The sequence below is a fragment of the Natronomonas marina genome (genome assembly GCF_024298905.1).
In the GTDB taxonomy this organism is placed as follows: Archaea; Halobacteriota; Halobacteria; order Halobacteriales; family Haloarculaceae; genus Natronomonas; species Natronomonas marina.
Map to the genome: position 1 here is coordinate 774,710 of NZ_CP101154.1, position 16,616 is coordinate 791,325.

Annotated in this window: 22 protein-coding genes and 1 tRNA gene; 8 read left to right on the forward strand and 15 right to left on the reverse strand. The window is 67.6% G+C overall.

The annotated features are described in order from the left end of the window. Positions 1-5: 5 nt before the first annotated feature. Together NLF94_RS04155 and NLF94_RS04160 are read right to left on the reverse strand one after the other, a co-directional pair. Positions 6-854 (reverse strand): class 1 fructose-bisphosphatase, encoded by an 849-nt coding sequence (locus NLF94_RS04155; RefSeq protein WP_254840205.1) that lies wholly within the window; start codon positions 852-854, stop codon positions 6-8. Further along, positions 851-1,648: a class I fructose-bisphosphate aldolase gene (locus NLF94_RS04160; RefSeq protein WP_254840206.1), complete on the reverse strand. Its 798-nt coding sequence runs from the start codon at positions 1,646-1,648 to the stop codon at positions 851-853. Before NLF94_RS04160 ends, NLF94_RS04155 begins: the two co-directional genes overlap by 4 nt. A gap of 381 nt (positions 1,649-2,029) precedes the next feature. On the opposite strand from NLF94_RS04160, the gene NLF94_RS04165 reads away from it, so the two are divergent. Together NLF94_RS04165 and NLF94_RS04170 are read left to right on the forward strand one after the other, a co-directional pair. Next, positions 2,030-3,046 carry a DUF4397 domain-containing protein gene (locus NLF94_RS04165; RefSeq protein ID WP_254840207.1) on the forward strand — a complete coding sequence of 339 codons (1,017 nt, stop codon included), beginning with the start codon at positions 2,030-2,032 and terminating at the stop codon, positions 3,044-3,046. A 104-nt stretch (positions 3,047-3,150) separates the two neighbouring features. Further along, positions 3,151-4,011 (forward strand): 3-hydroxyacyl-CoA dehydrogenase family protein, encoded by an 861-nt coding sequence (locus NLF94_RS04170; protein ID WP_254840208.1) that lies wholly within the window; start codon positions 3,151-3,153, stop codon positions 4,009-4,011. Here NLF94_RS04170 and NLF94_RS04175 read toward each other — a convergent pair. Beyond that, positions 4,008-4,232, reverse strand: coding sequence for a hypothetical protein (locus NLF94_RS04175; RefSeq protein ID WP_254840209.1), 225 nt, complete (start codon positions 4,230-4,232; stop codon positions 4,008-4,010). The two genes, NLF94_RS04170 and NLF94_RS04175, sit on opposite strands and share 4 nt — an antisense overlap. A 111-nt stretch (positions 4,233-4,343) precedes the next feature. Between NLF94_RS04175 and NLF94_RS04180 the strand changes: the two genes are divergently transcribed. Further along, positions 4,344-5,486: an acyl-CoA dehydrogenase gene (locus NLF94_RS04180; protein WP_254840210.1), complete on the forward strand. Its 1,143-nt coding sequence runs from the start codon at positions 4,344-4,346 to the stop codon at positions 5,484-5,486. A gap of 1 nt (position 5,487) precedes the next feature. On the opposite strand, the gene NLF94_RS04185 is transcribed toward NLF94_RS04180, so the two are convergent. Then, positions 5,488-5,757: a PadR family transcriptional regulator gene (locus tag NLF94_RS04185; RefSeq protein ID WP_254840211.1), complete on the reverse strand. Its 270-nt coding sequence runs from the start codon at positions 5,755-5,757 to the stop codon at positions 5,488-5,490. Positions 5,758-5,896: 139 nt separating this feature from the next. Here NLF94_RS04185 and NLF94_RS04190 point away from each other — a divergent pair, with 139 nt between their 5' ends. Continuing rightward, positions 5,897-6,172, forward strand: a complete 276-nt coding sequence (locus NLF94_RS04190) for a DUF7111 family protein (protein WP_254840212.1) — start codon at positions 5,897-5,899, stop codon at positions 6,170-6,172. A 130-nt stretch (positions 6,173-6,302) separates the two neighbouring features. Next, entirely contained in the window at positions 6,303-7,328 is a 1,026-nt protein-coding gene (locus NLF94_RS04195) for a response regulator (protein ID WP_254840213.1), read from the forward strand. Here the strand turns inward: NLF94_RS04195 and NLF94_RS04200 are convergent. The 3 genes from NLF94_RS04200 to NLF94_RS04210 are packed head-to-tail and all read right to left on the reverse strand — an operon-like array spanning position 7,325 to position 9,735. After that, positions 7,325-8,233 (reverse strand): alpha/beta fold hydrolase, encoded by a 909-nt coding sequence (locus tag NLF94_RS04200; RefSeq protein WP_254840214.1) that lies wholly within the window; start codon positions 8,231-8,233, stop codon positions 7,325-7,327. The two genes, NLF94_RS04195 and NLF94_RS04200, sit on opposite strands and share 4 nt — an antisense overlap. Before the next feature lie 44 nt (positions 8,234-8,277). After that, entirely contained in the window at positions 8,278-9,318 is a 1,041-nt protein-coding gene (gene meaB / locus NLF94_RS04205) for a methylmalonyl Co-A mutase-associated GTPase MeaB (RefSeq protein WP_254840215.1), read from the reverse strand. Continuing rightward, positions 9,319-9,735: a cobalamin B12-binding domain-containing protein gene (locus NLF94_RS04210; RefSeq protein WP_254840216.1), complete on the reverse strand. Its 417-nt coding sequence runs from the start codon at positions 9,733-9,735 to the stop codon at positions 9,319-9,321. Positions 9,736-9,927: 192 nt separating this feature from the next. Between NLF94_RS04210 and NLF94_RS04215 the strand changes: the two genes are divergently transcribed. Beyond that, positions 9,928-9,999 (forward strand) — tRNA-Ala (locus NLF94_RS04215). A 210-nt stretch (positions 10,000-10,209) separates the two neighbouring features. Here NLF94_RS04215 and NLF94_RS04220 read toward each other — a convergent pair. Beyond that, positions 10,210-10,683, reverse strand: coding sequence for a DUF8159 domain-containing protein (locus NLF94_RS04220; RefSeq protein ID WP_254840217.1), 474 nt, complete (start codon positions 10,681-10,683; stop codon positions 10,210-10,212). 95 nt (positions 10,684-10,778) lie between these two features. Between NLF94_RS04220 and NLF94_RS04225 the strand changes: the two genes are divergently transcribed. After that, entirely contained in the window at positions 10,779-10,967 is a 189-nt protein-coding gene (locus NLF94_RS04225) for a hypothetical protein (RefSeq protein ID WP_254840218.1), read from the forward strand. Here NLF94_RS04225 and NLF94_RS04230 read toward each other — a convergent pair. Both NLF94_RS04230 and NLF94_RS21110 read right to left on the reverse strand, forming a co-directional pair. Then, positions 10,964-11,194 carry a DUF7385 family protein gene (locus NLF94_RS04230; protein ID WP_254840219.1) on the reverse strand — a complete coding sequence of 77 codons (231 nt, stop codon included), beginning with the start codon at positions 11,192-11,194 and terminating at the stop codon, positions 10,964-10,966. The two genes, NLF94_RS04225 and NLF94_RS04230, sit on opposite strands and share 4 nt — an antisense overlap. Positions 11,195-11,275: 81 nt before the next feature. After that, positions 11,276-11,374, reverse strand: a complete 99-nt coding sequence (locus NLF94_RS21110; RefSeq protein WP_491562645.1) for a DUF7989 family protein — start codon at positions 11,372-11,374, stop codon at positions 11,276-11,278. Between the two features lie 300 nt (positions 11,375-11,674). Here NLF94_RS21110 and NLF94_RS04235 point away from each other — a divergent pair, with 300 nt between their 5' ends. Next, entirely contained in the window at positions 11,675-13,171 is a 1,497-nt protein-coding gene (locus NLF94_RS04235) for a DUF7289 family protein (RefSeq protein ID WP_254840220.1), read from the forward strand. Here the strand turns inward: NLF94_RS04235 and NLF94_RS04240 are convergent, their stop codons facing one another. From NLF94_RS04240 to NLF94_RS04260, 5 genes are read right to left on the reverse strand one after another with little or no spacing between them, the layout of a single operon-like run. Continuing rightward, positions 13,172-13,960, reverse strand: a complete 789-nt coding sequence (locus NLF94_RS04240) for a DUF7289 family protein (RefSeq protein ID WP_254840221.1) — start codon at positions 13,958-13,960, stop codon at positions 13,172-13,174. After that, complete coding sequence (locus NLF94_RS04245) at positions 13,953-14,408, reverse strand: DUF7266 family protein (RefSeq protein WP_254840222.1); 456 nt, start codon at positions 14,406-14,408, stop codon at positions 13,953-13,955. The genes NLF94_RS04240 and NLF94_RS04245 overlap by 8 nt, the downstream gene beginning before the upstream one ends. Continuing rightward, a complete protein-coding gene (locus NLF94_RS04250) occupies positions 14,405-15,469 on the reverse strand; it encodes a DUF7261 family protein (RefSeq protein WP_254840223.1) in 1,065 nt (354 codons plus the stop codon). Before NLF94_RS04250 ends, NLF94_RS04245 begins: the two co-directional genes overlap by 4 nt. Beyond that, positions 15,457-16,038, reverse strand: coding sequence for a DUF7288 family protein (locus NLF94_RS04255; protein WP_254840224.1), 582 nt, complete (start codon positions 16,036-16,038; stop codon positions 15,457-15,459). Before NLF94_RS04255 ends, NLF94_RS04250 begins: the two co-directional genes overlap by 13 nt. After that, a complete protein-coding gene (locus NLF94_RS04260) occupies positions 16,032-16,613 on the reverse strand; it encodes a DUF7287 family protein (protein WP_254840225.1) in 582 nt (193 codons plus the stop codon). The genes NLF94_RS04255 and NLF94_RS04260 overlap by 7 nt, the downstream gene beginning before the upstream one ends. Positions 16,614-16,616: the final 3 nt, after the last annotated feature.

The following is a 16,616-nucleotide window of genomic DNA, read 5'->3' on the forward strand; positions in this document are numbered from 1 at the left end:
CCCGGTCAGGAGAGCGCCGCCTCCAGCCGTTCGACGTACTCGTCGTCGCCGACGAAGAGCGGCGTCCGCTCGTGGAGGCCGTCGGGTTCGCAGTCCAAGAGCGACCGCTCGCCGTTCGAGGAGGCCCCGCCAGCGGTCTCGACGACGTGGGCGATGGGGTGGCCCTCGAAGAGTAGCCGGAGTTTGCCCGCCGGCCGGTCACGGAGGCCGGGGTAGCCGAAGATGCCGCCGTAGGTGAGCACCTGGTTCACGTCGCCGATCATCGCCCCGCCGTAGCGGAGCTTGAGTTCCTCCTCAACCTCGGCGACGTAGTCGGCGAAGGCGTCGGTCCAGTTCGGCACGCGGCCGCCGAAGCCGTAGACGGTCGGCTCATCGGGCAGCCGGAGGTCCCCGGTGACGAGTTCGCGGTCGCCGTCGTCGTCGAGGACCCACTCCCGGACCGTCCCCTCGCGGGCCAGGACCATCGTCGTGACGGGACCGAAGAGGACGAACCCCGAGGCGACCAGCGCCGACCCCGGCGCCGGCAGCGGTTCCTCGTAGACCCCGAACAGCGTTCCCATCGTGTTGTTCGACTTGAGGTTCGAGGAGCCGTCGAGCGGGTCGCAGGCGACGTGGAACTCGCCCCCGTCTCCGTCGACGACCGCCTCCCGTTCCTCGCTGGCGTAGCTCCCGACGGCCGGGAGGTCGAGCAGCCGCTCTTCGAGCAGTTCGTCGGCGTAGACGTCCGCCGCCAGTTGCCGCTCGCCGGAGGGGTTCTCCTCGCTCTCGTAGACGCGGCGGCCGGCCAGTCCCGCCCGCACCTCGGGGGCCGTCCGGGCGACGACGTCGACTATCGCCTCGACGGGGTCGCTCATCGCTCGGCGGCGGCCAGCGCATCGTCGACGGTCGACTCCTCGAAGATGACCTGCTCGAGGGCGTCGAGGATGCGGGTGGGGTCCTCCCGCTGCCAGACGTTGCGGCCGACCGCCAGCCCCTTGCCGCCGGCGTCGATGGTCTCCTTGACGGACGCGAGGAACTCCCGGTCGGTCGTCTTCGAGCCGCCGGACATGACCACCTTCGTCGGCCCGGCCATCCGGACGGCGTCCTCCATCGCCTCGCGGGAGCCGGGGTGTTTGACCTTGGCGACGTCGGCGCCCAGCTCCAGCGCCAGCCGCGCGGCGTAGGAGATGGTCGAGGGCTTGGTGTCGTTCTTCAGGCCCTGCCCGCGCGGGTACGACCACATGACGACCGGCAGGTCGCGGTGGCGGGCCGCCTCCTGTGCCTCGCGGAACTCCTCGACCATCTCTATCTCGTGGTTCGAGCCGCCGTACACCGTGAAGCCGACCGAGGAGGCGCCCAACTGCTCGGCGTAGTCGACCGTGCAGTTGACCGCCGAGTCGGGTTCGCCCATCCAGAGGTTCGACGTGCCGTTGAGCTTCAACAGCAGGTCGACGCGGTCCTCGTAACTGGGATACAGCGCCTCGGCGATGCCCTTCTGGACGGCCACCGAGGTGACGGCGGGGTGGGTCGCCGCCTCGAAAGTCCGCTCGGGGTCGGCGCTCTCCGGGACGTCCCGGAAGTCGACCGGGCCGTGCTCGAGGCCGTGGTCGTACGCGAGGATGAGTACCTTCCCGTCCCGGCACAGCGGCGTGTCGTCGATGGGAATCATACGGACGGACCTGCGGCGAGACGGACAAAGAAGATTCTGGTACGCCGGATTCGGGGGGCAGGGCCGTCGGGAGCCCGTGGGCCATCGGCCGTTCGGCGGGAAGCGTCGGCGGGCGAGCCGGTAGGCGGGTGCTGACCCGCCGACACCGGGGCGTCCACCGCAGCGTAACGAACCGTTTCCCCGGGTTACTGGACGTTTGGGCTCCCGTTCCCGTCCGCCCGGCAGGTAGCGTGGCCCATCCGTGCCGGTCGCGCAGCGCTGGCGACGCGCCGCCGTACCGGGAAAGTTCGGCCTTTTTCGAGAAGCCGGGGCGTACCGGAATCGCCCGACGATGAACGATTCTTCCCCCTTTTACCGGTCGGCTCCGCCCTGGCGAACGCAATGTCACCGACAAGGCGCGATACGATGCTGGCCGCCGGTGCCGTCGGAGCGGTCGGCGTGCTCGGCGGTACTGCGACGGCGATACAGGACGACGGCAACGGCACCTCCGACGGCGAGATGCCCGGCGAGGGCGAGGCGGCGGTAGCGCTCGCTCACCTCGCACCGGACGCCCCCGCGGTCGACGTTCTGCTCGACGGCACCACCGCCGTCTCGGGACTCGAGTACGGAACCCTCACCGACTACCTGACCCTCGAGGCCGGCACCTACACCGTCGAACTCCTGCCGGCGATGGGCGACGGCGGCAACGGTAACGGCGGTACCGACGACGGTTCTGACAACGGTACCGACGACGGCAACGGGGACGGCGGCGACGCCCCGGACGTTCTCTACGAGACGGAGGTGACCGTCGAGGCGACGTTCCAGACGATCGCGGCCATCGGCGAGGTAGGGGCCGGGACCTTCGAGACGGTCGTGCTGTCGGATTACGACGTGGCACAGGTCAGACTCGTTCACGCCTCGCCGGGGGCGCCGGCCGTCGACGTCACCGTCGCGGACACCAACCTCACGCTGTTCGACGACGTATCGTTCGGCGACTCGACCGACTACGTGGCCGTCCCCGGCGGCGACTACGAACTGGAGGTGCGGGTCGCCGAGTTCGGCAACGCCGGCGAGGTGGTCGGCACGTTCGAGGCGAGCGTCGAGTCCGGGATGGCATACTCGGTGTTCGCCGCCGGAAAGGTCGGCGACGAAGACACGCCGTTCCAGCTACTCCCCAGGGTCGACGGCGTGACCGCGATGGCCGACGACGACGGTAACGACAACGGCGACGACGGAATGGACGACGGCAACGGCAACGGCGACGACGGAACGGACGACGGCAACGGCAACGGCGACGACGGAACGGACGACGGCAACGGCGACGACGGAACGGACGACGGCAACGGCGACGACGGAACGGACGACGGCAACGGCGACGACGGCAACGGTGGAGAGACGCCGGGCGACGGCGAGGCGTAATCCTCGAACGCGGTCGCGGCCGCGCGTAGGGACCGGCGACCGTCCCACCGGCGGTCGCCGGACCGGGTCGGCAATTTTACGCCGGTCGGGCCCGCACCGACCGTATGCGCGAACTCGAATCGGTCGACACCGTCGGCGTCGTCGGCGCGGGAACGATGGGCAGCGGCATCGCACAGGTAGCGGCGACGGCCGGCTACGACGTCGTCCTGCGCGACGTCGAATCGGCGTTCCTCGAGGACGGTCTCGAGCGCATCGAGGACAGCCTCGACAGACTGGTCGACAGGGGGGACCTCTCGCGGGCGGACGCGGAGGCGGCACTCGACCGCATCGAGACGACGACCGACCTCGAGGCGCTGGCGGGGACCGACCTGGTCGTCGAGGCCGCCGTCGAGAACATGGATGTAAAGCGGGAGATATTCGCCGACCTCGACTCCGTGACCGACGAGGACGTGGTGCTGGCGACGAACACCTCGACGCTGTCGATCACGACCATCGCCGCCGCGACCGAGCGGCCGGAACTGGTCGTCGGCGTCCACTTCATGAACCCCGTGCCGGTGATGAAGGGCGTGGAGGTCGTCGTCGGCGAGAAGACGGCGCCCGAGGTCGTCACGCTCGCACACGCCTTCTCGGAGTCGCTCGACAAGGAGACCTGGGAGTCCGACGACAAACCCGGTTTCGTCTCCAACCGTATCCTCATGCCGTGGATCAACGAGGGGATACGGGCCTTCGACGAGGGCGTCGCCACCAAGGAGGACATCGACCGCGGGATGAAACTCGGGACCAACGTGCCGATGGGGCCGCTGGAGCTGGCCGACCACATCGGCCTGGACATCTGTCTGGACGCCACCGAGACGCTCCACGAGGAGCTAGGTGACCGCTACAAGCCCGCCTACCTGCTGAAGCGGAAGGTCGACGCCGGCGACCTCGGCAAGAAGACCGGAGCCGGGTTCTACGAGTACGACTAACCGCCCTCGGGCGGTTCGTCGCGGTGGACGTCCGGGTTGACTATCTCCTCGGCCTCCTCCTGGCGCTTCTCGGAGCGTTCCTTCTCCGCTTCGATCCGCTCTTCTTGGGCCTCCTCGCGGGCCTCGAGGTGTTCCTCGACGATTTCCTCTTCCTCGTCGTCGGGGACGTCCTCTACCTCCTCCGGCAGTTCGTCCTCGGCGTCCTCGGAGTTGTCACTCATGCGTACGCCGTCTTGTTGGCGTGCTGTCGTGTTATACCTGGCGGTGGGTCCGGTCGTCGGCCGGACGACCGCTTGGGGAAGCGTAAAGTACGAACGGCCGAATCCACGCGTATGGATTTCAGTCTCGACGCCGAGGGCAGGCAGATCAAGAGCATGGTCGCGGAGTTCGTCGACGAGGAAGTCGTTCCGGTGGCCGACGAGATAGACCACGACGACGAGTTCCCCTGGGAACTCGTCGAGGAACTGGCCGACCTCGACCTGATGGGGATGCCGTTCCCCGAGGAGTACGGCGGCGCGGGGCTGGACTACCACGCATACCCGGCCGCCCTCGAGGAGATATCCCGGGGGTCGGGCGGCCTCGGCACCATCGTCGCCGCCCACATCTCGCTGGCCGGCAACATGATATACGCCTTCGGCACCGAGGAACAGAAAGAGGAGTTCCTCACACCGCTGGCCGAGGGCGAGGACATCGGCGCGTTCGCCCTCTCGGAACCCGGCGCGGGCAGCGACGTGCCCGCCATGGAGACGACCGCCGAGAAGGAGGGCGACGGCTACGTCATCGACGGCGGCAAACTGTGGATTTCCAACGGTTCGGTCGCCGACACGGTCACCGTCTTCGCCAAGACCGACCCCGAGGCCGGCAACCGGGGCATCTCGTCGTTCGTCGTCCGCCCCGAGGAGGACGACGGCTTCATCGTCGAGGGTACCGAGGACAAACTCGGCGACAAGGGGTGTCCGACCGCGGAGTTGCGGTTCGACAACCTCCACGTCCCCGAATCGCGTCGGCTCGGCGAGGAGGGCCGCGGCTTCGTCCACGCGCTGAAGACGCTCAACGGCGGCCGCATCACCATCGCCGCCCGCTCGATCGGTATCGCACAGGCCGCCCTCGACGCGGCCCTGGAGTACAGCCAGGACCGCGAGCAGTTCGACCAGCCCATCTCCGACTTCCAGGCCATCCAGCACAAACTGGCCGACATGGACACCAAGACACGGGCAGCGCGTCTGCTGATGCACTCGGCGGCCGACAAGAAGATAGCCGGCGAGAACTTCGTCAAGGAGGCCGCCCAGGCGAAACTGTACGCCTCCGAGGTGAGCCGAGAGGTCGCCAACGAGGGCATCCAGATTCACGGCGGCTACGGCTACACGAAGGACTTCCCCGCCGAACGGTTCTACCGGGACGCCAAACTCAACGAGATCTACGAGGGCACCAGCGAGGTGCTGCGCAACACCATCGCCAACGAACTGCTGGAGTGAGCTACGCCACCTTCTCCGTCATCCACTCGTAGTGGGCATCGAGGGCGTCGCGGCCCGCCCCTGTCAGCGAGTAGACGTCGTGGATGCCGTCGACCTCCCGCTCGACGAAGCCGGCCTCGACGAGTCGCTCCAGCGCGCCCCGGAACTGTTTTGCGTCGATTCGGTCGTCGTAGTGGTCCTCCAGAGCTACCTTCAGTTGCTGTTGGCGATAGGACTCCTCGGCCAGCAGGATACAGACGTCGCGCCGCAGACCGCTGTTGAGCCAGCGCATACGCCCCCCACGCCCCCCAGCGGGTCGGGCCTTACGGTTCGTCGGCGCTCCGGTCCCGCCCGCGGCCGCCCCCGATCCGACTCGCCGACGGTTCGCCGGAACCGACAGTTTCCCGGTCGTCCCGTCCGTCGGGTCGGCCGTGCCCGACACGACCGCCGAATCGGACGGCATCACCGCCCGCTACCGCGAGACCGACGAGGAGCGCCTGCTGGAGTTCGAGAGCGACGGCCGGACCGCCGTCGTCGCACAGAACGTCGAGGGGTACGCGATGCTGAAGGTCCGGCCGACCGCCGACGGCGACGAACTCGAGCGGTACTACGGCTTCGAGATGGCGCTGGACCACGCCGCCGAACTGCTGGGGGTCGCGCCGGCCGAGTTGCCCGTGCCCGACGCCGCGGCCGACATGGGGATGTGACCCACCGCCGGCACCTGCGACGCGAGCGGCGCGACCGGTGGGAGGCCACAGGACGGCCGAGCGGGGCGACGCCAGTATCGCGGGTCGTATTCGGCGGAACCATTAACCACATCTACGTACGAATCCACACATGGCAACCCCGACGCGCGTCCTCATCGTCGACGACGACCCCTCCCTCGCCGACCTGATGGCGAATCAGCTCTCGGAGCTGCGGGAGGGGTTCTCCATCCGCGTCGAGACGAACCCCAACGACGCGCTCGACGCGGTCGATACGGGCAACATCGACTGCGTCCTCAGCGACTACCACATGCCCGAAATGGACGGCCTTGAGTTGCTCCGGTACGTCCGCGAGATGGAGCACGGCATCCCCTTCATCCTCTTTACCTCCCGTGGGAGCGAAGAGATAGCCAGCGAGGCCGTCTCCGAGGGCGTCACCGACTACTTCCGGAAGCGCCGCGGCACCGAACAGTGGGAGGTACTCGCCAATCGCATCGAGAACTCCGCGGCCCGCTACCGGGCCGAACGGGCCGTCCAGCGCCGGGAGGCGGCGCTGCACGACCTCGCCCGGACCGTCATCGACAGCGTCTCGACGCCCGTCGAGGAACTGCTCGAACTCGGCCGGGAGACCCTCGACGTCGAGTACGGCGCACTCGTCCAGGGGGAGGGCGCCAACGCCGAGATACTGGTCGAGAGCGTCGACGGCTCGGTGCCGTATCCGACGGCTGACGGCCCGACGCTGGTCGACGACCTCGACGACCTGACGGTCGACGGCGGCAGCGTCGTCACCGGAACGGCCGACGGCGACGGGAACGGAGACGGCGAGGAGTTCAGCGCCTACATCGGGAGTACGATCTACGTCGGTGATCGACGGTACGGGACGCTCTGTTTCTGCGACCGCACGGAGCGCGAGGGCTTCTCCGAGTGGGAGCGGACCTTCGTCGAGTTGCTCGGCGACTGGCTGGGTCACGAACTGACCGGCGAGTGGGCCCGCGACCGCGACGAGGCCGTCCGGTCGGCCCGGAGCCGCATCGAGCGGGTCCGGGAGGCCATCGACGAGAGCGACGACGAGACCGCACGGGAGGAACTCGACGCGATAGCGGAGTTGCTCGACCAGGACCCACCCTCCGCGACGGCCGTCTCCATCGAACTCTCCTAGACCAGCAGGTCGACGAACTCCGCGGGGTGTTCGGCGTGCGGCAGCAGGTCGGCGTTGTCGAAGACGACGAGCCGTGCGTCCGCCCGCTCGGCGAGTTCACGCCCCGCCGAGAGCGGCGGGAGTTCGGCCTCCCGACCCCAGACGACCGTCGTCGGGACGCCCGTCTCGGCCAACCGCGCGCCGAGGTCGACGTCGAGGTCGAGGAAGCCGCTGATAAACGACGCCGGCGCGAACCGCGCGCCCGCCTGGTGGGCCGTCTTCCAGTCGTACTCGACCCACTCGTCGGTTATCGACGCCGTCTCCGCGAAGCCGTGATCCGCGAGGAAGTACCGGATGGACGGCTTCGAGGCCAGCAGGTTGTACAGCCCTTCCCCGACGACCGGCGACCGGAGCAGCGACCGGAGCCACGTCCGCCGCCCGGGAATCGTCGTCGCCGTCGGACAGACGAGGACGAACTCCGTCGCCGGGACGTCCTCGACGGCCGCGAGGTAGGCGGCCGAAAGCGAGGAGGCCACGACGGTCGGCTCGTCGGTCATCTCGCGGAGGAAGTCGCCGACGAAGGCGACGTACAGCGACCCCGAGTACATCAGCGGCGGCCTGTCGGAGTGGCCGAACCCGGGGATGTCGGGCGCGAGAACGTGGTACTCCTCGGCGAGGGCGTCGACCACGTACCGGAACTCGTGGCTCGACGCGGCGGCGTTGATGCCGTGCAACAGTAGTAGGTCGGGGTTCGAGGGGTCGCCCGCCTCGGTGTAGGCGACGTCGAAGCCCCGCCAGCGGTACGTCTCCATCGGCCGCCCGAGCGGGACGTCCAGTTCCGCGGGGTCGTTCCGGAGGGCGGCGTTGCCGGCGGCGACCGCGCCGATACCGACTGCGGTACCGCCGAGCAGTCGCTTCAGGTTCATGCCGGACCCGACGGCCCTGACGCGTTTAGAACTACCGCCCGCGGCTAGTCGTCGCGCTTCTTTCGGACGCACTCCGCGACGGGCGAGATTATCTCGTCGACCACCGAGTAGGGGTCGGTCTCCTTGGCCGTGACGGCCTCGATGTAGGCGTCCAGGCCGCCGCGGGCGTCGAGTTCCTCTTCGATCAGCGCGGCGCTGTCCTCCCGGAGCAGCGTCCGTATCTCCGCGGCGTAGCGCTGGCGGGCCTGCGCCTGTAGTTCGCCCGTCTCCTCGAGCCAGCGGACGTGGTCGGCCAGCACCTCGAGGAACTCCTCGACCCCCTCGCCGGTCTTGGCGACCGTCTCGACGATCGGCGGCTGACGCTCGTCGTCGTCTTTGCCGCCGTCGCTGGCCTCTCCTTCGACCGCGCCGGCGCCGTGGTGGCCAGCCATCGGCGAGGCGTCCCGCATGTGGATCATCTCGCGCAGTTCCTTGACCGTCCGGTCGGCGCCGTCGACGTCGGCCTTGTTGACGACGAAGACGTCGGCGATTTCGAGGATGCCCGCCTTCAGCATCTGGACGTCGTCGCCGGAGCCAGGCGGTACCAGGACGGCGACGGTGTCGGCCGTCCTGACGATGTCGACCTCGTTTTGGCCGGCGCCGACCGTCTCGACGATTATCCGGTCCTTGCCGAAGGCGTCCAGCGCCTTCACCGCGTCCGTGGTCGCCGTCGAGAGGCCGCCCAGCGACCCCCTCGCCGACATCGACCGGAAGAACACGTCCATGTCACCGACGTTGGAGGCCATCCGGATGCGGTCGCCCAGCACTGCCCCGCCGGTGAACGGCGAGGAGGGGTCGATGGCGATGACGCCGACCGTCTCGCCGCGCTCGCGGTAGGTCGCCGCCATCTTGTCGACCAGCGTCGACTTGCCCGCCCCCGGCGACCCCGTGATTCCGATGACCTGGGCGTGGCCGGTGTGTTCGTGCAGTTGCGAGACGAGGTCGCGGTAGCCCGGCGACCGGTTCTCGATCTTCGTGATGACCCGCGCGAGCGCCCGGTGTTTGCCTGCCAGTAGCTCGTCGATGAGCGACTCGTCTCCGCTCATCTATCGGTCGGGGGCGTTCTCGCGGACGAAGTCGATGGTCTCCTGCATCGAGGCGCCGGGGCCGAAGATCTCGGACACGCCGAGTTCGTACAGTTCCTCGCGGTCCTCCTCGGGGACGATGCCGCCGACGAGCACGAGCGTGTCCTCGAAGGCGTCGTACTCCTTCAGCCCGTCGACGATCTTCGGGACGAGCGTGTCGTGGGCCCCCGAGAGAATGGAGATGCCGAGGACGTCGACGTCCTCCTGGACGGCCGCCTGGACGATTTCGTCGGGCGATTTGTGCAGTCCCGAGTAGATGACCTCGAACCCGGCGTCCCGGAACGCCCGCGCGATGACGTGGGCGCCCCGGTCGTGACCGTCGAGACCGACCTTCGCTACGAGACACCTGATGGTTCGCTGCTCTTGCTCCGTGCTCATACACTCCTCTTCCGTGGCAAAGCGTTTCACTCTAACGGAGCGCCGGCCGGGCGGCGGATCACCCTCTCGCGGGCGCTCGACCCCGGCGCTCGCGGGAAAATCGCCCGACTCGGGTGAGGTCACCACACACACGCCCCGGCGAGGGTTCGATGGGTTTATGAATCGCACCCGGATAGTATCGGCCGCGTTCGCGGGCTCGTAGATCAGCGGTAGATCATCCCCCTGGCACGGGGAAGGCCCCGGGTTCAAATCCCGGCGAGTCCACTCACTCCTTTCGCTCGCTTTGCTCGCTCCAGTCGTTCGTGGACTCGCCGACCTTCGCAAAGCCTTCGGCTTTGCTCAGTCCCGGCGAGTCCGTTTCCGAACGCGGTGAACACGGACGGGCGAACACCGCTCCGTGCGCGAGGGCGTCGAACACCCGAACGGTCCCCGACACGCGAACGACCGAACGAACTGTTGGCCGCCCGGGAGCCGCTATCCGTCCCCTCCGGCGGTCGGGGTCGCCGTACCGACCCGCCGCTCGACGCTGTTTTCGACCTTCGTGCCGAGTTCGTCGCGGCTGATATCGCCGTCGAGGTAGGACTCGATCCAGGCCCGTTCCATCCGCCAGGTGGCGACGAGCGTACCGTCGACGCGGACCCGGGCGTCCAGTCCGGCGACCGCCCAGCCGCCGTAGACGCGGTCGAAGAAGGCCCGGGCGACGTCGCTGACGCTGGCTCTGACGCCCGCTTCGGAGGCTTCGGCCGGCGAGTAGGCAAGTGTGGCCCGCTCGCCGACCGACAGCTTCCGGACGGCGTGGCCGTCACTCTCGACTGCGTCCCGGAGGGCGTTGCTGTAGACCTCGTTGTCTTCCGTCTCGGTCGCCGGGTCGCCGCCGTCGCTCGAACAGCCGGCGGTGGCGGGGACCGCAGCGAGCGCGAGCCCGGCGAGGTATCGGCGCCGTCGCATACCCGTTCGTCGGCGGTTCGCCTGCTAAACGTTGACCCGGTCATGAGCGGTCCGGTTTGAGTAGCCTCATTACCCCGGCGCGGGAACGGCGTGGTATGTCGGCGACGGCGCGGTCGAGATTCGGGTGGCTGTGGCCGCTCGTCGGAACGGCGTACCTGGTCTATCTCGCGCTCCAGCCGCCGCCGGCCCGGTACGTCGGCGTGGCCTGTCTGGTAGTGGTCACGCCGCTCCTGATCGGCTGGCTCGCGGGCGCGCTCCTCGACGTCGGACCGTGGGCCGACTAGGGCTTGTGCGTGAAGATGAACGCCTGATCGTCCTCGACGCCGACACAGAGGTCCAGTTGCCGAGAGAGGTTCAAACTCGTCGGGTTCTGCTTGCAGACGACCAGATCGTCGAACGGCTCCTCGCAGGCCGGACACGCGACCGAAACGGTGTTCTGGTAGGTCTTTATCGCCGGGTTCTCGTCTCTGGGTGTCAGCGATGCGAGAAGTTCGTCGGTGTCGATGTCCATACGGCTCCCAACGGGGCAGTCCTATTCAATTCTCGGGGCACCGCGTCGAACTCGCCGCGAAGAAGTTCCGGACGGTCGAACTCAGTCGGCTCCTTCGTGGCCTCGATCCCAGACGTTCGAGACGGATTCGCCGGTCGGTGGTGTGTGGCTGACGTCCTCCAGTGTCTCTTTCTCTTCCATCGTGCCATGCCGTAGCACATCGAATGTACTTAACGGTTGCCTGGGACCTGTTATAACACATTATAACATATTAATCCTGCCGACATCGACAGTATTCGTCGGATTATCGGTCGTTCAGTGATTTCCGGCCCGAATACGAACTGATCGTCGAATGAACGTCGAACGTGTTGCCCGGACGTTCGGCTACGGCCGCCGCCGATGTGTACCGGCGTTCTGGGCGCCGTTTCTCGTTTGCACCGTGCGGTACGAGCGTCGAAACGGCCGGACTTCTTATCAGTACTCGTCTCCGGATCTTGTACAATGCTGGCGTCGCTACCGGACCGGGGACAGTCCTCCCCCATCGGCGTCGTCCTCCTTCTGGGGTTGACGCTGACCGCCGCCGTGGGTATCGTCGCGATCGGCGGCGACGCCATTCGGGACACACAGAGTCGATCGGAGATCGGCCAGGCCGAACAGGCCATGTCCCAGTTCGACGCGCGGGCCGCACAGGTCGCACTCGGCGACTCCGAGGCCCAGACCGTCTCGCTCGGCGGGCAGAGCGGACAGTACCGCGTCGAGAACGACGTCGGGCGGGTCCGCCTCATCCACGAGAACTGGAACGGGACCGACTGTGACGACTGCGAGGACTACGCCTCCTTCGACAACACCACCGACGACGGCAACACGACGATCCTGTACAACGAGACGCTCGGGGCGGTCGTCTACGAGTCCGACGACACCGAGGTGGCCTACCAGGGTGGCGGCGTCTGGCGGAGATCCCCCGAGGGCGACTCCCGGCTGGTCTCCTCGCCGGAGTTCCACTACCGGGGTGCGACGCTGACCTTCCCGCTGGTCCGCATCGAGGGTAGCGACGGCGCGAGCGGGCAGGTGACGGCCCGGGTCAACAGGGTCGAGACCGCCGAGGACGTCTACGCCAACACCTCCGAGACCTACCCCGACGGCAGCACCGAACTGCTCAATCCCGTCCAGAACGGCAACGTCTCCGTCGAGATAACCAGCGACTACTGCGAGGGGTGGCGAACCTACTTCGAGGAACGGACGGAGGGCGACGTCTCCGACTGCAACGGCGGCACCGTCACCGCCGAGATCATCACGCTCGGTACCCAGGGCGATTTCAGCATCATCGGCGGCGAGTCGATCTCGGTCCGTGGACAGGACGCGGGCCACTCTCTCGATAGCCTCGACCTCCAGTTCCGCGGCGATTCGGCCTCGGACTTCAACAACTTCGGCTGGTCGATGGCCGGCGAGACCGGCGACAAGCGCATCGAGATCTACGTCGAAAAACGGGGGGGCGGCACCAACTGCGGCGACCCCGTTCGGACGGTCGTCTACTACAGCGATAACGACGGCGACAACTACCATACGTGGGTCCTCGACGAGAACCACGGCACGAACCCCTTCGAGATCACCTGCCCGGCCGGCGACGAGATACTCGACGTCGACCTGCTCGACTCTTCGCGGACGTTCGAGTACACCGACGCCGCCAACCACGGCAGCGACGACCTCCTGACGTTCGACAACTACGATCAGGGAACCTTCAACAGTACCGAGGACCTGAGCGGCCACCCGGCCGACCCCGGAACCACCGAATCGACGGGCGACGAGGAGCCGGTCGACCTCGTCGTCCAGCACCACTTCACGATGATGGACGACATGGACGTGTCCATCGAGGAACGGCAACAGGGCAACGCGGGGCTGAACGACCAGTCGGTCGGGAACATCGTCTACGATGGCGGTGGCAACGTCGTGACCTACCTCCACGTCACCGAAAACAGGGTACGAGTCGAACTGTCGTAGTCAGGTCAGCACCACGCGAACGCGGACCCGCGAGACGGCGAGTTTGTCCACGTCGAACCCGTCGCAGATGACCATCGTCGTGTCCGGGCCGCCGACCGTCGGGTCCCGGTCGTCGCAGTTGCCGCCCCAGGTCGAATCGGCCGCCGAAATCCGCTCCTCGTAGTACTCCTCCCAGACGTCGTCCCGGTCGGGGTGGGTCTGCATCTTCAGGACGACGTCGGTGCTCGACCCCCGGTTGACGAGGACGTTGCTCGTCAGTTCCTCGGCCCGGACCAGCACCGTCGATGTCGAGGCGCCGACGCCCTGGTCGCTGCCGCGCAGGGAGATGTACCGGACTACGACGGTGCCGTCGCCGAACAGGAAGTCCGGTTCGCTCAGCATGATGGCACTCTCGTCTTGGACCCGTATCACCGCGCCGTTCTCGTAGACGAGACTGGTGTCGCCGGGCGCGTCGTACCGGATTGCGACGGGGTTCGCCTCGGCGGCCGTGGCCATCCCCGATGACTTGATGCTCACCTTCCGGTTCACCGTCGTCGTCAACTGGGCGTCGGCGAGTTTGATCTCGGTCGCCCGGTTCGGCGCCTCGCCGCGGCCCATCTGCTGGAAGTTGTTCGCCAGCACGTCGAAGGCCCGTTCGGCGTTGTTGACCCGTTCTGCGTCCCGGGTGTCGTCCAGCCCCGAGAGGCCGCCGACGTAGACGATGGAGATGGTCCCCAACACGAGCGAGAACACGAGGACGAACCCGATGACCTCGCTGACCGCGCGGCTGTCGGCGGTTACGCTACGCATTCGACACCTCCAGTTCGTCGGGACCGCTCTCGTACTCGACGACGATTTCGCCGCCGCTAACCGTCGACTCGGCGACGGCGGTCTCGCTTGCGACGCCTATCTCGACGGTCACCTCGGGCCGGGTCGCCGTCAACTCCAGATACGGAACCGTCGGACCGTTACTGTCCGTCCTGACGGCCACTTTGTACTGGGAACCGACGACCTGCTCCGGTATCGTTCGGGTGATCGCTATCTCGGAGGCGCCGTCGGTCCGGTGGAGCCGGTCGGCGGCGGCGATGTCGGCCGACACCTGCTGGCCGATGACGCGGAGTTCGCTCCTGCTCGTCTGCTCGCGCTGGTCCTCGACGAAGCCGCCCGCCGCGATGAGGAGTCCCGAGACCAGAAGCGTCGAGATGCCCAGCGTCAGCACGTAGCCGAACACCGGGGAGACACCGCGCTCGCCGTTCATTCTACCAGGCTCCACTCGGCCGCCAGTTCGTCGTTCTCGTAGGTGACGCCCTCGCTGCGGAACTCCGCGGTGACGCTGGCCTCGTAGATGACCGCCTTCGCCGTCGGGTCGTCCCCGCTGGTCGGATCGTAGTAGGGCGCCCGGTCGGCCCGCGTGTCGACGATGACGTCGTAGGTCCCGTTGACCCGCGGTTCGGGGTCGGTGAGGGCGAGTCCGAGCAGGCTCCCGTCCGTCTCCGTGTTTTGGTAGGAGACGTTGTGAGCAGTGCCCGTCACCTCGTCGGTGTAGAACTCCAGCTCCGGGCAGTGCTCGCCGCCGAACGACGCGTTCAGGAGGTCGACCGAGATGTCGCCGTCCGTGCTGGCACAGGAGTTCGTGTCGTCGAGGTCGTCGAGGTCCGAGAGACTGAGCGTGAGCCCGAAGCCGCTGGGGTCCTCGACGAGGACGTAGCCCGTATCGGGCAACACGCCCCGGAAGAAGTAGACGTGCCACTCGTCGCCGTCCGCGGTCTCGATGGCGACGTTGAACGCCTCGCCGAGCACGTTGTCCAGCGTGTGGGTGGTCGCGTCCAGAAGCGACGGCCGCTGCAGCAGGAGTTCGAACCGGCCGACCTCTTCGGTCTCGTTGACCAGCGTCCACTCCTCCTGGCCCGCGAGGGAGCCGCCAGCGGTGAAGCCCCGGTCGACATCGGTCTGCCGGATGCGGGTCCCCTCGACCGTGCTCTTCTCGCGGTACTCGACGAATCGGCCGGTCTTCCCGTACCGGCGCTCCAGACTGGTCGACCACAGCGCGAGGTCGTCGTCGTAGCCGTTCTCGACGGCGGTGTAGTCGTCGTCGGTGACGGCGGCGTTGGACCTGTCGATGAGTCCCTGGAGGTCCCGCTCGACCAGTTGTTGGTTCTCGGCCACCTGGCTGGCCTCCTCGCCGGTCGACCGGGTCGCCAGGTTCTCCGTGTAGATGCCGCTGTTGACCACCAGCGCGAGCCCGACGAACACCGTCGCTATCAGCAGCGACGTGATGAGCAGTATCTGGGCGCGGTCCCGCCGCGTCACATCCGCCATACCGTCACCTCCACGCGAACGACGTTGTAGACGCTGTTGCCGTCGGAATCGGGCGGTATCACGTCCTCGTACGTGTCGGCGTTCTCGGCGGTCGTCGAGATGCCCGGCGCCGTCAACTCGTCGTCTTTGTAGATGGTCACCGTCCGGCTGGCGCTGACGGCGTTGTCGCTCGGCTCGCCCCGATAGACCATCTCGACGGGGTCGGCGTTGCCCGGGTGGACGACGACGTTCACCGCCAGTCCCCGCCCGTCGAAGGCCCGCTGGGTGATGTCGCCGAAGTCGTTGGGCGGGTAGCTGTTCGTGTAGAAGGTGACCCGCTCGGCGTCGTAGAACTCCGCTTCGGTGTCGTCCCAGAACAGCACGGCGTCCTTCAGCACGCCGGCCTCCTGGGCGGCCGTCAGCACGCCCGACGCGGAGGCGCGCTGCTGGTTCTCGATGTGCTGGTTCGAGGTGCTGGCCGACAGCGGCGTCACCGCCGTCACCTGCAGGGCGAAGACGAGACTCGAGACGAGTAGCACCGCGGCGATGATCGCCTCCAGCGTGTAGGCCTGGCCGCGGTCGGTTACCATACTCTCACCTCGAGGGTCGCATCACAGGTGTTCACCTCGGTGCTGGCCGTATCGAAGTCACAGCCCGGTATCGTGACGATACGCCGGGCGACGACGACGGAGTCCTGGTCGGTCGGTTCCTCGCCAGCCACGAACGCGGTGTCACAGCTGAAACTCCCGTTGTCCTCGTGGATAACGCCGACGGCGTCGTTGTGGCAGACCGAACGGAACCGGTCGTCGCCGGAGGCGTCCGGGTTGATCTGGTTGATCGTGACGTTGGCGTTCAGCCGACTGCCGTCGACGCCGATCCGCTCGTAGAAGGTGCCGCCGCTGTAGCCGCAGTCGGGGTTGGCGTCCCCGTCGAAGAAGTCGTCGGCACACTCCGCGTCGACGACGAACGGATCGGCCGGGTCGCCGAGGCCGCCCTCGGCGAGGTGGCTGGCGACGCGGTCGGCGGCGACGCTTCTGTCCTGGTCGCCCTCGACGAACGGCGTCGTCAGCGACGGGATGAACGTGAACACGAACGTCACCGCGACGAGGAATATCCCCATCGCGATGGCGAAATCGAGCGGCGTCTGTGCGCGATTTCCTGCCATAGT

Excerpts from the sequence above, each read along its gene's own strand:
- NLF94_RS04180 (WP_254840210.1), top strand. The coding sequence starts at position 4,344 with ATGGATTTCAGTCTCGACGCCGAGGGCAGGCAGATCAAGAGCATGGTC.
- NLF94_RS04200 (WP_254840214.1), bottom strand. The coding sequence starts at position 8,233 with ATGAACCTGAAGCGACTGCTCGGCGGTACCGCAGTCGGTATCGGCGCG.
- NLF94_RS04225 (WP_254840218.1), top strand. The coding sequence starts at position 10,779 with ATGTCGGCGACGGCGCGGTCGAGATTCGGGTGGCTGTGGCCGCTCGTC.
- NLF94_RS04155 (WP_254840205.1), bottom strand. The coding sequence starts at position 854 with ATGAGCGACCCCGTCGAGGCGATAGTCGACGTCGTCGCCCGGACGGCC.
- NLF94_RS04235 (WP_254840220.1), top strand. The coding sequence starts at position 11,675 with ATGCTGGCGTCGCTACCGGACCGGGGACAGTCCTCCCCCATCGGCGTC.
- NLF94_RS04175 (WP_254840209.1), bottom strand. The coding sequence starts at position 4,232 with ATGAGTGACAACTCCGAGGACGCCGAGGACGAACTGCCGGAGGAGGTA.
- NLF94_RS04230 (WP_254840219.1), bottom strand. The coding sequence starts at position 11,194 with ATGGACATCGACACCGACGAACTTCTCGCATCGCTGACACCCAGAGAC.
- NLF94_RS04185 (WP_254840211.1), bottom strand. The coding sequence starts at position 5,757 with ATGCGCTGGCTCAACAGCGGTCTGCGGCGCGACGTCTGTATCCTGCTG.
- NLF94_RS04260 (WP_254840225.1), bottom strand. The coding sequence starts at position 16,613 with ATGGCAGGAAATCGCGCACAGACGCCGCTCGATTTCGCCATCGCGATG.
- meaB (WP_254840215.1), bottom strand. The coding sequence starts at position 9,318 with ATGAGCGGAGACGAGTCGCTCATCGACGAGCTACTGGCAGGCAAACAC.
- NLF94_RS04250 (WP_254840223.1), bottom strand. The coding sequence starts at position 15,469 with ATGGCGGATGTGACGCGGCGGGACCGCGCCCAGATACTGCTCATCACG.
- NLF94_RS04220 (WP_254840217.1), bottom strand. The coding sequence starts at position 10,683 with ATGCGACGGCGCCGATACCTCGCCGGGCTCGCGCTCGCTGCGGTCCCC.
- NLF94_RS04245 (WP_254840222.1), bottom strand. The coding sequence starts at position 14,408 with ATGAACGGCGAGCGCGGTGTCTCCCCGGTGTTCGGCTACGTGCTGACG.
- NLF94_RS04160 (WP_254840206.1), bottom strand. The coding sequence starts at position 1,648 with ATGATTCCCATCGACGACACGCCGCTGTGCCGGGACGGGAAGGTACTC.
- NLF94_RS04240 (WP_254840221.1), bottom strand. The coding sequence starts at position 13,960 with ATGCGTAGCGTAACCGCCGACAGCCGCGCGGTCAGCGAGGTCATCGGG.
- NLF94_RS04195 (WP_254840213.1), top strand. The coding sequence starts at position 6,303 with ATGGCAACCCCGACGCGCGTCCTCATCGTCGACGACGACCCCTCCCTC.
- NLF94_RS04210 (WP_254840216.1), bottom strand. The coding sequence starts at position 9,735 with ATGAGCACGGAGCAAGAGCAGCGAACCATCAGGTGTCTCGTAGCGAAG.
- NLF94_RS21110 (WP_491562645.1), bottom strand. The coding sequence starts at position 11,374 with ATGGAAGAGAAAGAGACACTGGAGGACGTCAGCCACACACCACCGACC.
- NLF94_RS04165 (WP_254840207.1), top strand. The coding sequence starts at position 2,030 with ATGTCACCGACAAGGCGCGATACGATGCTGGCCGCCGGTGCCGTCGGA.
- NLF94_RS04255 (WP_254840224.1), bottom strand. The coding sequence starts at position 16,038 with ATGGTAACCGACCGCGGCCAGGCCTACACGCTGGAGGCGATCATCGCC.
- NLF94_RS04170 (WP_254840208.1), top strand. The coding sequence starts at position 3,151 with ATGCGCGAACTCGAATCGGTCGACACCGTCGGCGTCGTCGGCGCGGGA.